Annotated in this window: 19 protein-coding genes; 14 read left to right on the plus strand and 5 right to left on the minus strand. The window is 45.4% G+C overall.

Annotated elements, in window-relative coordinates; genetic code table 11:
• Nucleotides 1-5 precede the first annotated feature (5 nt).
• Entirely contained in the window at nt 6-401 is a 396-nt protein-coding gene (gene hslR, locus J5X92_RS03315; protein ID WP_013786664.1) for a ribosome-associated heat shock protein Hsp15, read from the minus strand.
• A gap of 137 nt (nt 402-538) precedes the next feature.
• Between hslR and gspC the strand changes: the two genes are divergently transcribed.
• The 12 genes from gspC to J5X92_RS03375 are packed head-to-tail and all read left to right on the plus strand — an operon-like array spanning nt 539 to nt 11,902.
• Complete coding sequence (gene gspC, locus J5X92_RS03320) at nt 539-1,477, plus strand: type II secretion system protein GspC (protein ID WP_208804632.1); 939 nt, start codon at nt 539-541, stop codon at nt 1,475-1,477.
• Between the two features lie 18 nt (nt 1,478-1,495).
• Nucleotides 1,496-3,538, plus strand: coding sequence for a type II secretion system secretin GspD (gene gspD, locus J5X92_RS03325; RefSeq protein WP_208804634.1), 2,043 nt, complete (start codon nt 1,496-1,498; stop codon nt 3,536-3,538).
• Between the two features lies 1 nt (nt 3,539).
• Nucleotides 3,540-5,105 (plus strand): type II secretion system ATPase GspE, encoded by a 1,566-nt coding sequence (gene gspE, locus J5X92_RS03330; protein WP_013786667.1) that lies wholly within the window; start codon nt 3,540-3,542, stop codon nt 5,103-5,105.
• A gap of 1 nt (nt 5,106) precedes the next feature.
• A complete protein-coding gene (gene gspF / locus J5X92_RS03335; RefSeq protein ID WP_126872108.1) occupies nt 5,107-6,333 on the plus strand; it encodes a type II secretion system inner membrane protein GspF in 1,227 nt (408 codons plus the stop codon).
• Nucleotides 6,333-6,770, plus strand: a complete 438-nt coding sequence (gene gspG, locus J5X92_RS03340; protein WP_013786669.1) for a type II secretion system major pseudopilin GspG — start codon at nt 6,333-6,335, stop codon at nt 6,768-6,770. Before gspF ends, gspG begins: the two co-directional genes overlap by 1 nt.
• A gap of 8 nt (nt 6,771-6,778) precedes the next feature.
• The gene (gspH, locus tag J5X92_RS03345; protein ID WP_013786670.1) at nt 6,779-7,408 is read left to right on the plus strand and encodes a type II secretion system minor pseudopilin GspH; all 630 of its coding nucleotides are present in this window, start codon (nt 6,779-6,781) and stop codon (nt 7,406-7,408) included.
• Nucleotides 7,405-7,809, plus strand: a complete 405-nt coding sequence (gene gspI, locus J5X92_RS03350) for a type II secretion system minor pseudopilin GspI (RefSeq protein WP_260563431.1) — start codon at nt 7,405-7,407, stop codon at nt 7,807-7,809. Before gspH ends, gspI begins: the two co-directional genes overlap by 4 nt.
• Nucleotides 7,809-8,429 carry a type II secretion system minor pseudopilin GspJ gene (gene gspJ / locus J5X92_RS03355; RefSeq protein ID WP_013786672.1) on the plus strand — a complete coding sequence of 207 codons (621 nt, stop codon included), beginning with the start codon at nt 7,809-7,811 and terminating at the stop codon, nt 8,427-8,429. Before gspI ends, gspJ begins: the two co-directional genes overlap by 1 nt.
• Nucleotides 8,429-9,472: a type II secretion system minor pseudopilin GspK gene (gene gspK, locus J5X92_RS03360; RefSeq protein WP_126872109.1), complete on the plus strand. Its 1,044-nt coding sequence runs from the start codon at nt 8,429-8,431 to the stop codon at nt 9,470-9,472. Before gspJ ends, gspK begins: the two co-directional genes overlap by 1 nt.
• A complete protein-coding gene (gene gspL, locus J5X92_RS03365; RefSeq protein ID WP_013786674.1) occupies nt 9,472-10,671 on the plus strand; it encodes a type II secretion system protein GspL in 1,200 nt (399 codons plus the stop codon). The genes gspK and gspL overlap by 1 nt, the downstream gene beginning before the upstream one ends.
• Nucleotides 10,668-11,147, plus strand: a complete 480-nt coding sequence (locus tag J5X92_RS03370) for a type II secretion system protein M (protein ID WP_013786675.1) — start codon at nt 10,668-10,670, stop codon at nt 11,145-11,147. The genes gspL and J5X92_RS03370 overlap by 4 nt, the downstream gene beginning before the upstream one ends.
• A complete protein-coding gene (locus J5X92_RS03375; protein WP_126872111.1) occupies nt 11,144-11,902 on the plus strand; it encodes a type II secretion system protein N in 759 nt (252 codons plus the stop codon). Before J5X92_RS03370 ends, J5X92_RS03375 begins: the two co-directional genes overlap by 4 nt.
• A gap of 17 nt (nt 11,903-11,919) precedes the next feature.
• Here the strand turns inward: J5X92_RS03375 and J5X92_RS03380 are convergent, their stop codons facing one another.
• From J5X92_RS03380 to yrfG, 4 genes are all read right to left on the minus strand, one after another.
• On the minus strand, nt 11,920-13,023 hold the full coding sequence (locus J5X92_RS03380) for an MBL fold metallo-hydrolase (protein WP_208804636.1): 1,104 nt from the start codon (nt 13,021-13,023) through the stop codon (nt 11,920-11,922).
• 69 nt (nt 13,024-13,092) lie between these two features.
• Nucleotides 13,093-14,481, minus strand: coding sequence for an NAD-dependent succinate-semialdehyde dehydrogenase (locus tag J5X92_RS03385; RefSeq protein ID WP_126872113.1), 1,389 nt, complete (start codon nt 14,479-14,481; stop codon nt 13,093-13,095).
• A 256-nt stretch (nt 14,482-14,737) separates the two neighbouring features.
• Nucleotides 14,738-15,280 (minus strand): inosine/xanthosine triphosphatase, encoded by a 543-nt coding sequence (gene yjjX, locus J5X92_RS03390; protein ID WP_013786679.1) that lies wholly within the window; start codon nt 15,278-15,280, stop codon nt 14,738-14,740.
• Nucleotides 15,270-15,977, minus strand: a complete 708-nt coding sequence (gene yrfG / locus J5X92_RS03395; RefSeq protein ID WP_126872114.1) for a GMP/IMP nucleotidase — start codon at nt 15,975-15,977, stop codon at nt 15,270-15,272. Before yrfG ends, yjjX begins: the two co-directional genes overlap by 11 nt.
• 66 nt (nt 15,978-16,043) lie before the next feature.
• On the opposite strand from yrfG, the gene nudE reads away from it, so the two are divergent.
• Both nudE and cysQ read left to right on the plus strand, forming a co-directional pair.
• Nucleotides 16,044-16,607: an ADP compounds hydrolase NudE gene (nudE, locus tag J5X92_RS03400; RefSeq protein ID WP_126872115.1), complete on the plus strand. Its 564-nt coding sequence runs from the start codon at nt 16,044-16,046 to the stop codon at nt 16,605-16,607.
• A 3-nt stretch (nt 16,608-16,610) separates the two neighbouring features.
• Nucleotides 16,611-17,459 (plus strand): 3'(2'),5'-bisphosphate nucleotidase CysQ, encoded by an 849-nt coding sequence (gene cysQ / locus J5X92_RS03405; protein ID WP_013786682.1) that lies wholly within the window; start codon nt 16,611-16,613, stop codon nt 17,457-17,459.
• Nucleotides 17,460-17,466: the final 7 nt, after the last annotated feature.

Here is a 17,466-nt window from a genome sequence, read left to right on the forward strand (position 1 = left end):
ACTTTTTACTGCTGCTTAAATTTAATAATTTGTCTGCGCTGTTTTTTATCTGGCCGATGTTCCGGCTTAGGACTATGAAAAGCGTTCAATTTTCGTGCAACTTGGTTTTCTTCACGTTTTGTTACACTTGTCTCAGTTTCTTCATATAAGTCTTGAGCAAGCGCTGCACTAAGTCGTTTATCACTGAGCCCTCGAACAATAACATCGCGATTATCCCAACCTGAGGGAACTTTTATCACTGCGCCAAGCTCTACATTCTTGCCGGGCTTGGTGCGCTGTCCGTTGTAGTGAACTTTTCCTGACTGAACCATGTCTCTGGCAATGGCGCGGGTTTTGAAAAACCTTGCTGCCCATAGCCACTTGTCTAGCCTCACATTTTGTGATGTATTGTTCGTTTCCATAAGACCTTTGTAATAATTTCGTAACGGTGCGGCATTAGTGTTGTGAGCCCCACCTCGACTAGGCTATGATGGGTCGGACAAAGCGCGGTTAACCAAATTTTCACTTTTTATAATAAGCAGTACCATCAAGTGGCGACATGACATTCGATAAACTCAATCCACAGTCTCTGGTTGTTTTTGTAAACCAGAACCAAAAACAACTTCACACGTTAATTGTGGTGCTGCTGAGCCTATATTTAATAGCCTTTGCCGCCAAGCTAATATGGCGAATTATACCTGAACCTCAATTATCTGCGACTCCCGCAGTGAGTTTTGCGCCTATACCTTCTACGGCTTCAGGGCAAAGTGGGGTCAACATACGCAAAATACAACAATTAAATTTATTTGGTAATGCAGCAGCTGCGCCTGCAAAGGTAGAAGAAGCCCCTGTTACTGATGCGCCTGAAACGCGTCTTAACCTTACCCTTACCGGTGTGGTGGCAAGTTCGGATGAAGGTTCTAGCACTGCGGTTATCGAAAATCGCAATAGTCAAGCGGTGTATGGTCTGGGTGAAAAGATTGAAGGCACTAACGCCACCCTGAAGCAAGTATTTCGCGACAGGGTTATCATTAAAAATGGGGTTAGAAACGAAACCTTGATGTTAGATGGCATTGATTACGACGAAGCGAATAAACGTCGCCAACAACAAGCTAAACGTCGTCCACAGCCAGTGCCGGATGAGCGAGACGAAGCCGATGCAAGACAGTTAAGTGAAGAAGCCATTGAAGCAACTGCTTCATTGCGAGAGCGCCCAGCAAGCTTTACCGACTTCATTTCTATTTCGCCAAAAACGGAAGAAGGACAGCTAATCGGCTATCAAGTTAGCCCAGGTAAAGAACCCGCATTATTTAAGTCAGCAGGGCTTCAAGCCGGCGATGTTATTGCACAAATTAACGGATTGGATCTGACAGACATGCAGCAATCCCAAGAAGCACTATCTGAACTTCGCAATGCTCAGAATATTGAACTTACAATCATTCGTGATGGCAGTTTTACTACGCTCTATCTCGATTTACCTGAGCCATCAGCAGAATAAGAATTAAAGGAAGACAGAATGAAAAGGCGCACTAGCCAAAAATTGTTATCTCGCCTGAGCACAGCCCTGTGCACGGCCCTTCTTTGTTTCTCGGTAACCGCCGCTGAATATATGCCTAATTTTAAAGACACTGATATTAGTGAGTTCATTAATATTGTGGGCAAAAACTTAGAGCGGACCATTATTGTCGACCCCAATGTTCGCGGTAAAATCAGTGTTCGAAGCTACGATATGCTGACTGAAGATCAGTATTATCAATTCTTTTTAAACGTGCTTCAGGTTTACGACTTTGCTGTGGTTGAAATGCCGAGCGGTATTTTAAAAGTAGTACGCTCTAAAGATGCTAAAACATCAAACATTCCTGTAGTAGAAGGTTCAGCGAAAGACGGTGATGAAATGATCACCCGCGTCGTGCCTGTTTATAACGTACCGGTAAGAGAATTAGCGCCTATTCTACGTCAACTTAACGACCAAGCTGGCGGTGGTAATGTAGTAAGCCACGACCCTTCAAACGTAATGATGATTACTGGCCGCGCGGCTGTGGTGAACCGCTTAGTTGAAATTATTGAGCGTGTTGACCGTGCAGGTGATGAAGAAGTTGAGATTGTGAAGCTACGTTTCGCCTCAGCCTCTGAAATGGTGCGTATTATCGACAGCATTAACAAATCACAAGGTAAAGCTAATACCGGTGCTAAGTCAGACCCTCGAGTGGTAGCCGACGACCGTACTAACTCTGTGATTGTAAGCGGCGACATTAAAGCCCGCCAACGTTTAATTAATCTTATTGAGCGTATGGATCAGGAGTTAGAAACCAGCGGTAATACTCGCGTAATGTTTCTTAACTATGCCAAAGCCGACGATCTAGTAAAAGTACTACAAGGGGTTTCTGCCAGTATTCAAGCAGAAGAGAAAAGTGGCAGCACCAACAGCCGTGGTTCATCTAACCGTGACGTCAGCATTGATGCCCATGAAGATTCTAATGCGTTAGTAATCACTGCGGAACCTGACATGATGCGCTCACTAGAAGAAGTGGTCCGTCAGCTTGATATTCGCCGCGCACAGGTACAGGTTGAAGCCATTATTGTAGAAGTATTCGAAGGTGACGGCACTACCTTAGGTGTACAGTGGGTGTCTGAAAATGGCGGTGGTACTCAGTTTAGCAATGGTGTCATCCCAGTAGGATCGTTGGCGGTAGCGCTTAAAGAAGCGGAAGATACTACCGAAACGGAAACTTATGTATCAGATGATGGTTCTCCTTATACGGTAACCAATACAGATGAGGGTGACTATACGTCATTAGCCAGCTTACTTGGCAGTGCCAATGGCTTAATCGCCGGTATTATTGATAATGGCTGGGGCGCAGTTGTGCAAGCGGTTAGCACAGACACTAACTCTAACGTATTGGCCACGCCGCACCTTACGACCATGGACAACGAAGAAGCTTATTTCATTGTAGGGCAAGAAGTACCGATTATTACTGGTACTTCTACAGGCTCGAATAACTCGAACCCGTTCCAAACGGTCGATCGCCAAGAAGTAGGCATTAAGCTTAAAGTCACGCCTCAAATAAATGAAGGCGATGCAGTTCAGTTATTAATTGAACAAGAAGTATCTAGCGTCAGTGGTGCCACCTCGGTAGATATCTCTATTAATAAACGTGAAATTAAAACTACGGTTATTGTAGATGATGGCGGCACGATTGTATTAGGCGGCTTGATAGACGAAGACGTTCAAGAAAGCGTATCTAAAGTGCCTTTATTAGGCGATATTCCTATTATTGGTAACTTGTTTAAGTCGACGTCTACCAGCAAACGTAAACGTAACCTAATGGTGTTTTTAAAGCCAACTATCGTTCGTGATGGCGCAACCATGAACTCTATTAGCCATCGTAAGTACAACTACATTCGTGCCTTACAGCTTAAACGCCAGCAAGATGGTATTTCACTAATGCCAAACGCTGAAAGCCCTAGTATGCCTAATTGGGATGATGAACTTTCCTTGCCGCCTTCATTTGAAGAATACCTGACTGAGAAAGACAACCTTGATGAAGGTAACGAGTAATATGGCAGGTCAAGACGAGCAACTAACCCTTGCGGTAGAGGCACAGGAAGAAGCGCTCGAAGCAATGGTTGATGAAGAAGGCTTACCAGAAGCCGTGGCTGGCCCTCGCCAGCTTTCGTTCAGCTTTGCTAAGCGTAATCAGGTATTGCTTGAAACCAATGTCACTCCTGCTGTGCTGTATTTTACGGAAAACACCCCTTTTGAAGTATTTGCCGAAGTCCGCCGCTTTTATGGCGAGCCTTTTGTACCTAAAACTATCGCTGCTGATGAGTTCGAAAGCTTTCTAACCAGTGCATTCCAGCGTGATAGTTCTGCAGCAAAGCAGTTAATGGAAGACTTAGGTAACGAGAGCGATTTGTTTGCCCTTGCGGAAGATTTACCTGATACCGAAGATTTATTAGATAACGAAGACGACGCCCCTATCATCAAGCTGATTAATGCCATGTTAGGTGAAGCGATTAAAGAAGGCGCGTCGGATATTCACATTGAAACCTTTGAAAACCAGTTAGTAGTTCGGTTTCGTGTAGATGGTGTATTACGAGAGATTTTACGCCCCAATCGTAAGCTCTCTTCCATGCTGGTTTCTCGTATTAAGGTAATGGCGAAACTTGATATTGCTGAAAAACGGGTACCGCAAGATGGCCGTATTACCCTACGCATTGCAGGCCGCGCAGTAGATGTACGTGTGTCTACTATGCCGTCTAGCCATGGTGAGCGTGTGGTGCTGCGTTTATTAGATAAAAACAACGCACGGTTAAACCTAAAAGACTTAGGCATGACCCAGCAAAACCGCGACCATTTTTCTTCATTAATTAGAAAGCCTCACGGTATTATTTTGGTTACTGGCCCAACAGGTTCTGGTAAAAGTACCACCTTGTATGCAGGCCTTAGCGAAATTAACTCTCGCGACCGCAATATTTTAACCGTAGAAGATCCTATTGAATTTGACTTACCCGGCATTGGTCAAACACAGGTAAATCCTCGTGTAGATATGACCTTCGCCCGCGGCCTACGAGCAATTTTGCGACAAGATCCCGATGTGGTGATGGTGGGTGAAATTCGAGACGTTGAAACGGCACAAATTGCGGTTCAAGCCAGTTTAACCGGCCACTTAGTATTATCGACCCTTCACACCAATACCGCCGCTGGCGCTATCACCCGTTTAGAAGATATGGGTATTGAGCCCTTTTTGCTTTCTTCAAGTTTACTGGCGGTATTATCGCAGCGCTTAGTGCGCACACTGTGTAAAGAGTGTAAAACCCCTCACACACCGGATCCGCAAGAGTGTGAAGCCCTTAATATTGATGCCGATAGCAACTTTACCATTTACCAACCTCACGGCTGCGCTGCCTGTAACCAAACCGGTTACCGAGGTCGTACGGGTATTCACGAGTTATTGCTGGTGAATGAGAAAGTGCGCGAAATGATGCATGAAGGCGTGGGTGAACAGGCCATTGAAAAATATATCAGGCACTCTACCCCCAGTATTCGGGATGACGGGTGTCGTAAGGTACTTGCAGGTGTTACCTCTTTAGAAGAAGTCCTGCGTGTAACCAAGGAGGATTAGTATGGCCGCCTTCGCTTATAAAGCGGTAAATAACCGTGGCCGTAACGCAAATGGTGTACTGGAAGGCGATAATGCTCGCCAAGTGCGCCAGCAATTGCGTGAAAAAGGGCTCATTCCTTTAGAAGTAGAACAAGTTACCGAGCGCGGAAAAAGTGACGGTAAAAGTGGTGGTTTCTCGTTTTTTAAACCGAGAATTTCAGCCTCAGATCTGGCCCTGTTAACCCGTCAAATGGCCACCTTGGTAGAATCTGCCTTACCGGTAGAAGAAGCCTTACTGGCGGTTGCCGAGCAGTGTGAAAAGCCCCGTCAAAAGAATATGATGATGGCTGTTCGAAGCAAAGTGGTTGAAGGTCATGGTTTAGCCGATGCCTTGTCTGAATTTCCTAGTGTATTTGATGACTTATACCGCGCCATGGTGGCGGCAGGTGAAAAATCCGGTCACTTAGATACGGTACTTAATCGCCTTGCCGACTATACCGAACGACGCCAGCAAACTCGCAGCCAAATTACCCAAGCACTTATTTACCCATCGCTTATGCTGTTTTTCGCTTTCGGCATTGTGATGTTATTGCTGACAGTGGTTGTACCTAAAATTGTGGGTCAATTCGACCATATGGGGCAAGACCTTCCAGGTATTACCCAAGTACTTATTTCGGTAAGTACTTGGCTACAAAATTACGGCCTTATCTTGCTGGTAGTAGTGGCTATTCTGGCGGTAATTGTTCAGCGTGTGCTTCAGCAGAAAAAGATGAAGCTAAGGTTTCACAAAGTTATTTTGAAACTTCCGCTTATTGGCAAAGTGTCCCGCGGGCTTAATACCGCTCGCTTTGCACGTACCTTAAGTATATTAAGTGCCAGCGCCGTGCCTTTACTTGAATCTATGCGCATTTCTGGCGATGTACTTGAAAACCAGCATATAAAGAATCAGGTAGCCGATGCTGCCATTAATGTAAAAGAAGGGAGCAGCTTGCGCGCTGCGCTCGACAATACAAAAATTTTCCCGCCAATGATGATGCACATGATTGCATCGGGTGAAAAGTCTGGCGAATTACAGCAAATGCTTGGTCGCGCCGCCGATAACCAAGATAGGGAATTTGAAGCCCTTGTTGGTGTCTCACTAAAAGTATTTGAACCTCTACTTATCGTGTCGATGGCTGGCATAGTGCTGTTTATCGTAATGGCAATTTTGCAGCCTATTTTGGCCTTAAACAATATGGTGAATATCTGATGAAAACCTTAAAACGTAGTTCTGGATTTAGTTTGATTGAAGTAATGGTGGTGCTACTTATCATCGGCATTATGGCATCGATGGTAGCGCCGCAAATTTTGGGTAACCAAGAAGTGGCACAACTTAAAAAAGCCGCCGTTGATATCCAGCAAATGGAAAGCGCGCTTGAAATGTATAAGCTTCGAAACAATAAGTTCCCAACGACTGAGCAAGGGCTAGAAGCGTTAGTAACCGCACCAACCCTTGATCCCATTCCAAGAAACTACCCAGAAGGCGGTTTCATTAAGCGTTTGCCAGAAGATCCTTGGGGCAATCCTTATGCGTTAATTAGCCCAGGAGAATTAGGCGTAGTAGACATTTTTTCAAATGGCCCAGACGGTGAACCAGGTACCGATGACGATATTGGTAACTGGAACATTAACGAATACTTAAACTAAGTTATTTTATGCTTGGCCGCTTTCATCCTCACAACAAGCACACTGGCTTCACGCTATTAGAAGTGATGCTGGTACTGTTGCTTATGGGCTTAGCGGCTGGCTACGTGATGTTCAATGCCTTTGGCGCCAGTAAAGCAGACTTGCTAAAAAGCCAAGCCCAACGACTACAAGTACTGGTCGATATGGCAAGCGATTATGCTGTGCTAAACCAGCAGCAACTTGGCATTCGTATAGAGCAAAAAGACAACGAATACTACTTTGTTTTTTTAGATGAAAATGATGAGTGGCAACGTATTGAGGGAGAGAAATATTATGAACCTCACACATTACCTGAAGACTTCTCATTTACGCTAAATTTAGACGACTTGCCTTGGACCAAAGAAGACCAACTTTTTGACCGAGGCATATTCGACGAAACCTTAAGCGTGTCTGAAGATGGTGTTGAAATAGGCAGCGAAGAAGAAAAGAAACTGCCACCGCCGCAAATATTAATCATGTCTAGCGGCGATATTACCCCCTTCAGCCTTAGTTTTGCCTATGAAGGCGACTTTAACGACGAACCCGTTTATTTTGCGCTAAACAATGAAGAGTTTCCGCCACTAGAATTGGCTGGCCCCTTTGAGAGCCCAGATCAGTGAAAAGCCCGTTTTCGCATTCGCCCAACAATCAAAAAGGCATGACACTGCTTGAAGTCATGGTGGCACTGCTTATTTTTGCCTTAACCGGTACGGCTATTCTAAAGGCCGCAGGGGATCACTTAAATAACGTAGGGCAAATTGAAGCGGTAACCTTTGCCAGCTATGTTGCCAGTAACCGGCTTAACCAGTTACAGCTTGATGATACTTGGCCACCTAAGAACAATTTAAAAGGCAGCATGGAAATGGCTGACCGTACTTGGTATTGGCAGCAAAAAGTAACTAAAACCAACGACGATGAACTTCGCTCGGTAAGTATCAGCGTAGGCTTAGATTCAGATTATTCTGGCAGTGTCACGTCAGTAACTACCTTTGTGGCCAAGCCCACCAGCGCAGGCATTTAATGAAGCAGCGCGGATTTACTCTCATTGAAATTCTGATTGCCATGGCTATTTTTACGCTCATTGGTTTGGCATCTACAGGCCTGCTAACCACGGTAATTGATAGCAACGACTTATCTAGCGAGCGCTTTGAGAAGTTACAACAACTACAACGTGCCATGGTCATCATAGAGCGTGATATTCAACAAGCGGTGCCACGGCCAGTTCGCGCTGAAGGGGAAACCCAAACCGTAGTAATGGCTGGCGGCGAGGTAGATGATAGTGACGGCGATGGTATTGGCTTTGTGCGCGGCGGTTGGCACAACCCTCAACTCATGTTGCCCCGAAGCACCCTACAATATGTGGCATATCGCCTTGATGAAGACCGACTAGAACGCCTTTATAGCAACTACGTCGATAATGTTATTGGCTATGAACCTAAGACTCGTACCCTGCTTGAAAATATAGAAAGCTTTACCGTTGAATTCATTAGCGCTGAAAGTAGTACTGATGACAGCGACGATCTAAGTTGGAGTGAAAGTTACCAAGGTGAAGCGTTACCCACTGCGGTGGCGATTGAGTTTGTGAGTAAAGATTTTGGTTTAGTACGTCGTGAGTTTGCCTTAACAGGAGGTTCGGCGTAATGGGCATTCTTATTAAAACGGCTATCAAAGCGCCTACAAAAACACCCCGTTCGCAGCCTTCTCGCCAACAAGGCGTGGCGCTTATGATTGTGCTGATGATTGTAGCGCTGGTGTCTGTATTGGCCACTGAAATGGGTACCCGCTTGCAGTTGCAAGTTCAGCGCACCATGAATATTAAAGACAGTAATCAAGCGTACTGGTATGCCTTGGGAGCCGAGGCCTTTGCAAGAAAGTCACTTCAAACCTTGATGGAAGAGACCGGTGATAAAATTTCGCTAGACCAGCCTTGGGCACAGGAATTTATGTACCCGTTAGACAATGGCGGTTTACAAGCGAACCTTACCGACCTTCAAGCATGCTTTAACTTAAACGCTATTCTACAAGGCAGCGCTAGCGCAAACGTGAATAGTGGTGATGGCGCTACCGAAGCGATGGATGCCTTTCACACTATGCTTTTGGCGCTTGAAATTGACGATCTCAACAGCTTTACCGCTGATACCGTGCGAGACAGCTTGGCCGACTGGGTAGATGAAGATGACAACATGCGCCCTTATGGCGCAGAAGATAGCGAGTATGAGTCGAGGGAGTTTCCTTACTTAGCAGCAAACGGACTACTGGCATCGACAAGCGAATTGCGTATTATTAACGGTGTCTCTGCGGTTTGGTTGAATGAAATTCTTCCTCTGGTTTGCGTAATTCCCGACAACGACACCCTAGCCATTAATGTGAATACCATTGATGAAGAACATGCAGCGCTATTAGCCGGCTTAACGGGGTTAGATTTACAACAAGCCACTAGCTTGCTGGGTAACCGCCCACAAGATGGCTGGGAAGACGTAAGCGAATTTCTGGCCGAGCCGAGTATTGAAGCATTAAGTTTATCTGATAGCCGAAAAGAATGGTTTACGGTAACCACTGAGTATTTTATTTTGCACACTAAGACCCGTTACAATAAAGCAACGTTTCAACTTTCTACCGTATTTAACGCAAGTAGTGACGCGGGCGTAAAAATAATAAAGCGCGAGTTTGGAGGCGTAAAATAATGGAACAACTCCTGATTAGGTTAGGTGCCACCGAGGCCGACCCAATTAGCTGGCTAGTATGGTCTACAGCCGAAGAAGAAATTATCGCTTCTGGTGAACTTCCCAATGCTGACGCCCTTTCTACCTTAGCGGAGCGTGCTGGGCAGCGTGCGGTAATCGCATTGGCACCTAGCAGCGAAATATTACTTAAATGGGTAGCTTTACCGCCAAGAGCGGGTAGAAAGGTACTTTCTGCTTTGCCCTTCATGCTTGAAGATGAATTAGCCACTGATATTAGCGAACAGTTTTTTGCTATAGGTCCTAAAGTAGGCGATAGCCAAGCCGTTGCCGTGGTAAGTCATGCAAAACTTCAAATGTGGCAGCAATGGTTAGCTGATGCAGGCTTGTTCTGTAACCATTTAATTCCGGATGTACTCGCCGTACCGGTAACTGAAAACGGTTGGTCTGTCCTTACTCTAGGCGAGCAAATGTTGGTACGCCAAGATACCTTTCAAGGTATACAGGGCGAGCAAGCGTGGTTGTTACCCACCCTAGGCCATTTTACCAGCCAACAAGAAGCCCCGGTTGTCATTACCAACTATGCGGGTATTGATTTAAGTGGTGTGCCGAATATTACGGTAAATGACGCCCCTCTTGAGCTACCTATGCATGTGCTAGCCAAAGAGGCGTTGTCGAGCAGTTTCAACTTGCTTCAGGGCGAGTATAAAGTAAAGCGTACTCGTAACAATGCGTGGGCACAATGGCGTGTCGCGGCTGTATTAGCGGTACTGGTGTTATGTACCAGTCTGGTTGATAAAACCGTTACCCTGTACCAGCTGAAATCTGATAACGCGGCGCTCTCCAGTGAAATAGATCAAGCGGTAAAATCTGGGTTCCCCAATATTGGCGTTTATCGTAACGTGAAGCTTAAGCTGCAATATGAGCTTGATAAATTATCAAAAAGTGGCGGCGATGCCTCTATGTTAGTGATGCTAGATCAGCTTTCAGAAGCCTTTGCTAGCACACAAGTAAAACCACAAACTTTACGGTTTGATGCCACCCGCACCGAAATTCGTATTCAAGCGCAAGGTAAAAGCTTTGAGGCGTTAGAGCAATTTCGCCGACAGGCGGAAGGTGCTGGATTTACCGTAGAGCAAGGGGCTATCAATAACCGTGATGACAATGTGATTGGCACGGTATCAATTAGGAGTGTGTTGTGAACGCACTAGTCAGCAAATTTAAAGCGCTTACCGAGCGTGAGCAAATACTGGTGATGATCTCTGCTGTGGTAGTGGTTATTGGTTTATTTTATTTTTTGATTTGGTCGCCCCTTAATGCAGCTTTGCATCAGCAAAAGCAATTGCTAGATAACCAACAAAGCTTGCTGGTATGGGTAAAAGACAGTGCCGTTCGCGCCCAACAACTCAGAAAAAGCAGCAACCGCGCTACGCCTTTTCGAGGTTCACTACCTCAAGCCGTTAACCGCACTACGTCAAGTCACAGCATCGCTATTTCGCGTATGCAACCGCAAGATGATGAGTTACAAGTTTGGATAGACCAAGCCCCTTTTAATGATGTGCTGGAATGGTTAAAAACCCTTGAAGGCATGGGCATTGTCATCATTCAGGCCGATATTGCTGAAGCTGATGATCCAGGTTACATCAAAGTTCGCCGTTTACAGTTAGGAAAAGCATGAAGTCTAAGTTTGGTTGGCTAGTGGGTGGCATTGTTGCCTTTCTAATTTTTGCAATTGCTTACATGCCTGCTATTCAGGTGATTGGCAGAGTAGACTTGCCAAAAGATGTATCGATTAGCGGTGTCAGTGGCACATTATGGACGGGTAAGGCGCAAACCATCGTGGTGAACGGACTCCCTATTAATAACGTTAATTGGGAGCTTAGCCCCCTTGCGTTGCTGATTGGAAAGGTAAGCGCGCATGTAAAAGCGGGTAACATTCGCGATGTAAACGACATTGCTTTTGAAGGGCCATTTAAAACCAGTTTGTTTAATACAAACAAAGTAGAAACCACAAATTTCTCAGTTTATTTACCCGTAGACCGCGTGTTGGCGCAAGTGAATTTGCCTCTGCCAGTTAACGCCAGTGGGCGATTTAAAGTGAAGCTCGACGAACTTACTTTTGGCCCTCAGTGTGTGGCGCTACAAGGTACAGGTGATTGGTTGAATGCCGCCGTTGCAGGTACACAAGGCCCAATCGACTTTGGCACTTATTCTGCCAAACTTCGCTGTGTGGGTGATGACATTGGTATTGTGGTCAGCGAGCCAAATCTACTTGGCCTTTCTATTGATGCTGTAGTTAGCCCAGACATGAAAAAAGTAAAGGTAGACGGGAAATTTAAGCCCGATGATAGCCTTCCTCAAGAAGTACATCAGGCGTCTAAATTCTTCGGACAACCCGATGCGAATGGTTATATCGCCATTAAATTACAATAGGCGCAATGCTATATAAGTTAGCGGCCTTCTTCACGAGTAAGGTCGCTAACCAATGGAATATTCATTAGGTCTTGCGCGGCAAACACCCGTCCGGGGGCAATAACCGCAATAGCCTCAGTAAGCCCATCTAGCCCTGCTTCGCTACGCTTCATTATATGAGAAAGCACAATACGCTTTGCTTCGGACTCTTTAGAAATTTCAATAATTTGCTTAGGCGTCATATGCAAATTGGTGGCAGCGCTACCCGCTCCCTTTTCAATATCTTCAATAGCATTATGCAACACGAGCACATCAGCATGCTTAGCAAAGTTGGCTAATGTTCCATCAGCATTGTTGGTGTCGCCTGAAAATACAGCAACACATTTATCAATAGTAACTTTCCACGCCAACGCCGGGATTGGCCCATGATGCACCGATATAGCCGCTATGCTGATATCATCACTAATGGATGTGGAAAAAGTGGTATCTGCAACCGTGTGTGCAGACACCTTATAATCATCTTCACCTTCTTGGGTATAAGAAGACAGGTATTTAAATGCCCCTTCTTTACCTATCAGCGCATCGAGATACGCGTGAGTACTCGGCATAAGGTCGTTACCGGCAGGGCCATACACGGTTAAATCTGTATCTCGACGTGTGAAATAACTTCCCTTGATAAAACTGGGTAGGTCGGCGGCATGATCAGTATGCAAATGAGATAATAAGATGGTGTCTACATCGGTAAAATCAGCACCCGACGCGCCAAATTGAACACTACTTCCACTCCCAGCATCTACCAACACGTTAGCTTTTTCGTCTTTCCAAAGAAGGTAGGATGCAGAAGCACGCCCATCATCGAGTTCTGGACCGCCAGAGCCAAGCACTTGTAATGAAACTCCTTCACATACGGTAGTGGCGCTTGTATCCGTTGATGCATGCTGCGGCAACGACTGCTGAACGGAATCACCAGCACTTGCTATTGGATTGGCTATTGGATTGGCTGTCGGTTTGGCCGAAGGCGCTGCACAAACAAAAAAGGCTGAGGTAAGTAACCCCAGCCCAATACTTAGTTTTGTACTTACATTAGAACAGTGCGGTTTCGCAACACGGGCTGAACTAGATTTCATGGATGTGACTAACATACTACGTACTCCTATTCAGCGCCTTGTTGCAGATTAGCCCAACACTGTGGGCTAACCGCATTGGTACGCTTAGCTGTTTTGCTGCTCTGCAATCATGATGGTTTTGATATTAACGAATTCACGCATACCATAGCCACCGTGCTCACGACCGTAACCACTGTCTTTAACACCGCCAAATGGCAAGTTAGGCTGAGCTAACGAATAGCCGTTAATGTTTACCATACCCGTATCGAACTCGTTTTTGGCAAGGGCGATAGCGTTGTCGGTATCAGTACTAAAGATACCACCACCAAGACCGTAGCGTGAATCATTTGCTACTGTCATGGCTTCCTTGTCGTCACGAACGCGAATTAGCGAAGCCACTGGGCCAAATAATTCATCGTCGTACGCCGGCATGCCTGGTGAAACATTTTCTAATACAGTGATAGGGTAAAAATAACCACTACTATCTGGTACTTCACCGCCGAGTGATAAAGTTGCCCCTGCGTCCAATGACGTTTTCACTTGCTCGTGTAATTCATCGCGTAAATCTTCACGGGCCATAGGGCCTAAGTCGGTATTTTCATCCGCTGGGTCGCCTACTTTAAGTTTCTTACACTGGGCAACAAACTTATCTCTGAACTCATCATAAATACTATCGACGATAACAAAGCGCTTGGCTGCTACACAGGTTTCACCATTGTTGATAACACGGCCTTTAATACAGGTTTCAACCGCTTGGTCGATGTCAGCATCTGCTAGCACGATGAACGCATCGTTACTGCCTAGCTCCATCACTGTCTTTTTCGACAAACTTGCTGCTTCTTTAGCAACCTGCTTGCCCACTTCGTCACTACCTGTGAAGGTTACGCCGCGAACATGCTTATGTTTAATTAAGTCACTCGCTGTACCGCCATCAATCAATAGCGACTGATAAACGTTTTTAGGGAAACCAGCATCTTCATACATTTGTTGGATAGCCACGGCCATACCAAATACGTTTTTAGCATGCTTAAGTACCGTGGTATTACCCGCCATAATGTTTGAAACACTGTAGCGAATAACCTGATAAAGGGGGAAATTCCAAGGCTGAATACCTAAGATCACGCCAATAGGCTGGTAACTGATGATGGCACGACCACCTTCAAAAATACGATGTTCATCTTCAAGAATTTCAGCGCCATGTTCTGCCGTATAACGACAGATATTTGCACATAGCTGCACTTCTTGCCTACCTTGCTCAGCTACCTTACCCATTTCTCGGGTCATCAGGCTGGTTAAGTCGTCAATACGCTCTTCCATCAAATCAGCAAGGTTATTGAATAATTGGGCACGGGCGTCAAAAGAAGTTCTGCGCCAGTTTAAGTAGGCTTCTTGCGAGCGGGTTACCGCTTGCTCTGCATCATCCGCTGACATTAAATGATAATGATCTAGCTTCTCACCCGTTGCAGGGTTATACGTGTTGATTGTATCGCTCATTGTCACACTCCTTAATCCGTTTGTGATGGGAAGTAGTGCAACTACAGCGCCAGATTAGCCAGGCTAATGTTTCTAACGAAAGATCAACAAGATAGACTAATGATTAGACATTATGAGCGATATTCGAGAAAAGCCCGATAAGAAATTATTACGGAAATTTGTCACCATTTCGGTAGGGCTTACAGAGTATTTTTGAGTAAAACACTGCGGTTTACGATGTTATTTCAAAGGCAACTAGCAGCGTATATGTTGTATATCAATCGGTATATAAATCGGGAAAATGAAACTTTGCCATGGCTAACGTAAGCGCGACTTCATAAACACTTTGTCTCGAAGCATGATTAAGGGTAAGCAAGCCGATGGCGCCCCCTTTTTGCTTCACATTAGTAGTATTGAATAACTTATCCATTACAGGGCCTAGTTCTTCGCCCCGCTGCAATGCTTGATACACACTAACCGGTAACGGCAAATTGGCACTTCGGCCTATCGACATGCGCCCGCCGTTATAAATCGCCACGTAAGCAAAGGTAGCAGGACCATCTTCGAATACATCAACACCACCTTCAATAGCCACATACCACGAATCGTTTGTCTCGTCTTTGTGCATATCAATAAGTGCTTTTACGCGGTTTACCGCGCCTAGCCGCGTTTCTTCTTCGCTCATAGGCTGCTCAGAAACTCCACTAGGTACGCCCACTTCGTAAACATCGAAATCTTGCTCTAAGGTAATGGATAACGTGATGTGCGCCGCATTTACCTTAACCGGGTTTTTAGACCCTACAAATAATTTACTCAGCATGTTTACCTCCTTCGTTGCTAGAGACAGGGTTTGCCAAAATATCATCTAACATTAAACGATAGTCGGTAACAGCAGGAAATTCGGTAATATTACGGTTCGGTAAAGTGTTGTCAGGATTATCAACCGCAAGAAGGTGCTTTATACCAAACTCTTTTGCCGCATCTAATATTCGTATTGTATCGTCTACAAACAAGGTTCTCGCTGGGTTGAAGTTTAAGCGTGCGTGTAGCTTCTGCCACAGCAACTGCGACTCTTTAGTGACACCAAACTCATGGGTGGAGATTAAGTTATCAATATGTGCGTCTAACTGCGTACGCTCTATTTTTAACGACAAACTACCAGGGTGTGCATTAGTAACTAACACCACCTCGCGACCAGACTGATGCAACGCCTCTAAGAAAGGGACGGTATCGGGACGAATTTCAATAAGGTGCGCCAACTCGCGCTTTATCGGCATAATATCGATATCCAGTGTTTCTGCCCAATAGTCGAGGCAATACCACTGAATTTGACCGTGCACTTTTTCATAATGTGAGGCCATCATGTCACGACATTCTTGTTCAGGAATACCTTTGATTTCAGCCAAACGCGTTGGCAAATGGTCTAGCCAAAACCGGTTGTCGTAGTGCAAATCCAGTAGGGTGCCGTCCATATCTAACAACACCGTATCAATTTCATTCCAGGGCAGAAAGGGCAAGCGATTTTCCTTATAATGAAGTAAGCTAGTTACAGTAGGTATGATAACAAAGTTGTAGCAAGAGACATGCGAAAAATTGACCCGAACAAGCCGTTACCGCAAATTCACAATCGGGAAATTGTTGCCCAAAGTAAGCTTTTTCGCGTAGAGCGCCTAGACTTAGAGTTTTCTAATGGCGCAACGCGAGAATTTGAACGGATGGCAGGAGGCAATCGTGGCGCCGTCATGATTGTTCCCATGATTGATAAAGATACCATGGTATTGATTCGTGAATATGCCGCAGGTACTCACTCCTATCAACTTGGCTTTCCAAAAGGCCTTATCGACCCAGGTGAAACCGCCATTGAAGCCGCCGATAGAGAATTGAAAGAAGAAGCAGGTTTTGGTGCGAATGAGCTGATTGAATTACACAAAGTTAGCATGGCACCTACCTTTTTTAATGCCAACATGACCATTGTAATAGCAAGAGATTTATACCCTGAACAACTAGAGGGTGATGAACCTGAGCCATTGGAAGTGATTCACTGGCCCCTTGCTGAAGCAGACGCGTTACTGGCTCGTGAAGATTTTGTTGAAGCCCGCTGTATCGCTGCGCTGTTACTTGCTCAAAAATGGTTGAAGGACCAATAGATTATGCCCGATGAACACCCCCACAGCGAACTATTAGAGCTCGCAAAAACCGTTGCCGTTGAAGCCGGCGAAGCTGTGCTTAAAGTGTATGATAAAGGCGATTTTGACGCTTACCAAAAAGAAGACGATTCTCCAGTTACTAGCGCCGACTACCTTGCCAACGATATTATTGTTAAACGCTTAAGCGACGCCACCCCCGACATTCCTATTCTGTCTGAAGAAAATAAGCATGCCAGCTTGGAAGAGCGAAAAGATTGGCCGCGTTATTGGCTTATCGACCCTATCGACGGCACCCAAGAGTTTATCGCCAGAAGCGGTGACTTTGCGGTGAACATAGCACTTATTGAAAATAATCAGCCTAAAATTGGTGTTATTTTCTGGCCCCCTGGGCAATCGCTGTATTTTGCCGAGAAGGGTAAAGGGGCTTATAAATCGTCACCTGACGGGGAAGAGAAAATTGCCGTCCGTAAGCTTGATGATCCTAAAAACAGTGTGGTGATGATTGCCATTAGTCGTAGGCAAAGCCGCGAAAAAGTATTAGGTCGTATGTGTGCAAAGCGGGTTTATCAAACCCTGCCATTAGGCAGCTGTTCGCTAAAAGCCTGCTTTATTGCAGAAGGTAAGGCCGATGTATTTATGCGAATTGGTGTAACGGGTGAGTGGGATACAGGTGCATCACAGTGCATAGTATCTGAAGCTGGAGGCAGTATTGCTGCTGCTAACTTCGAACCGCTTACTTATAACCAGCGTCATTCGCTAGAGAACCCAGATTTTGTAGTAATGGGCGATCAAAGAGTGCCATGGAAAGATGTTGTCCAGTATAATGATTTTGTAAACCCTCATCGTAATTAGTACGTTA

The organism is Alteromonas sp. K632G, from assembly GCF_017653625.1.
Classification (GTDB): domain Bacteria; phylum Pseudomonadota; class Gammaproteobacteria; order Enterobacterales; family Alteromonadaceae; genus Alteromonas; species Alteromonas naphthalenivorans.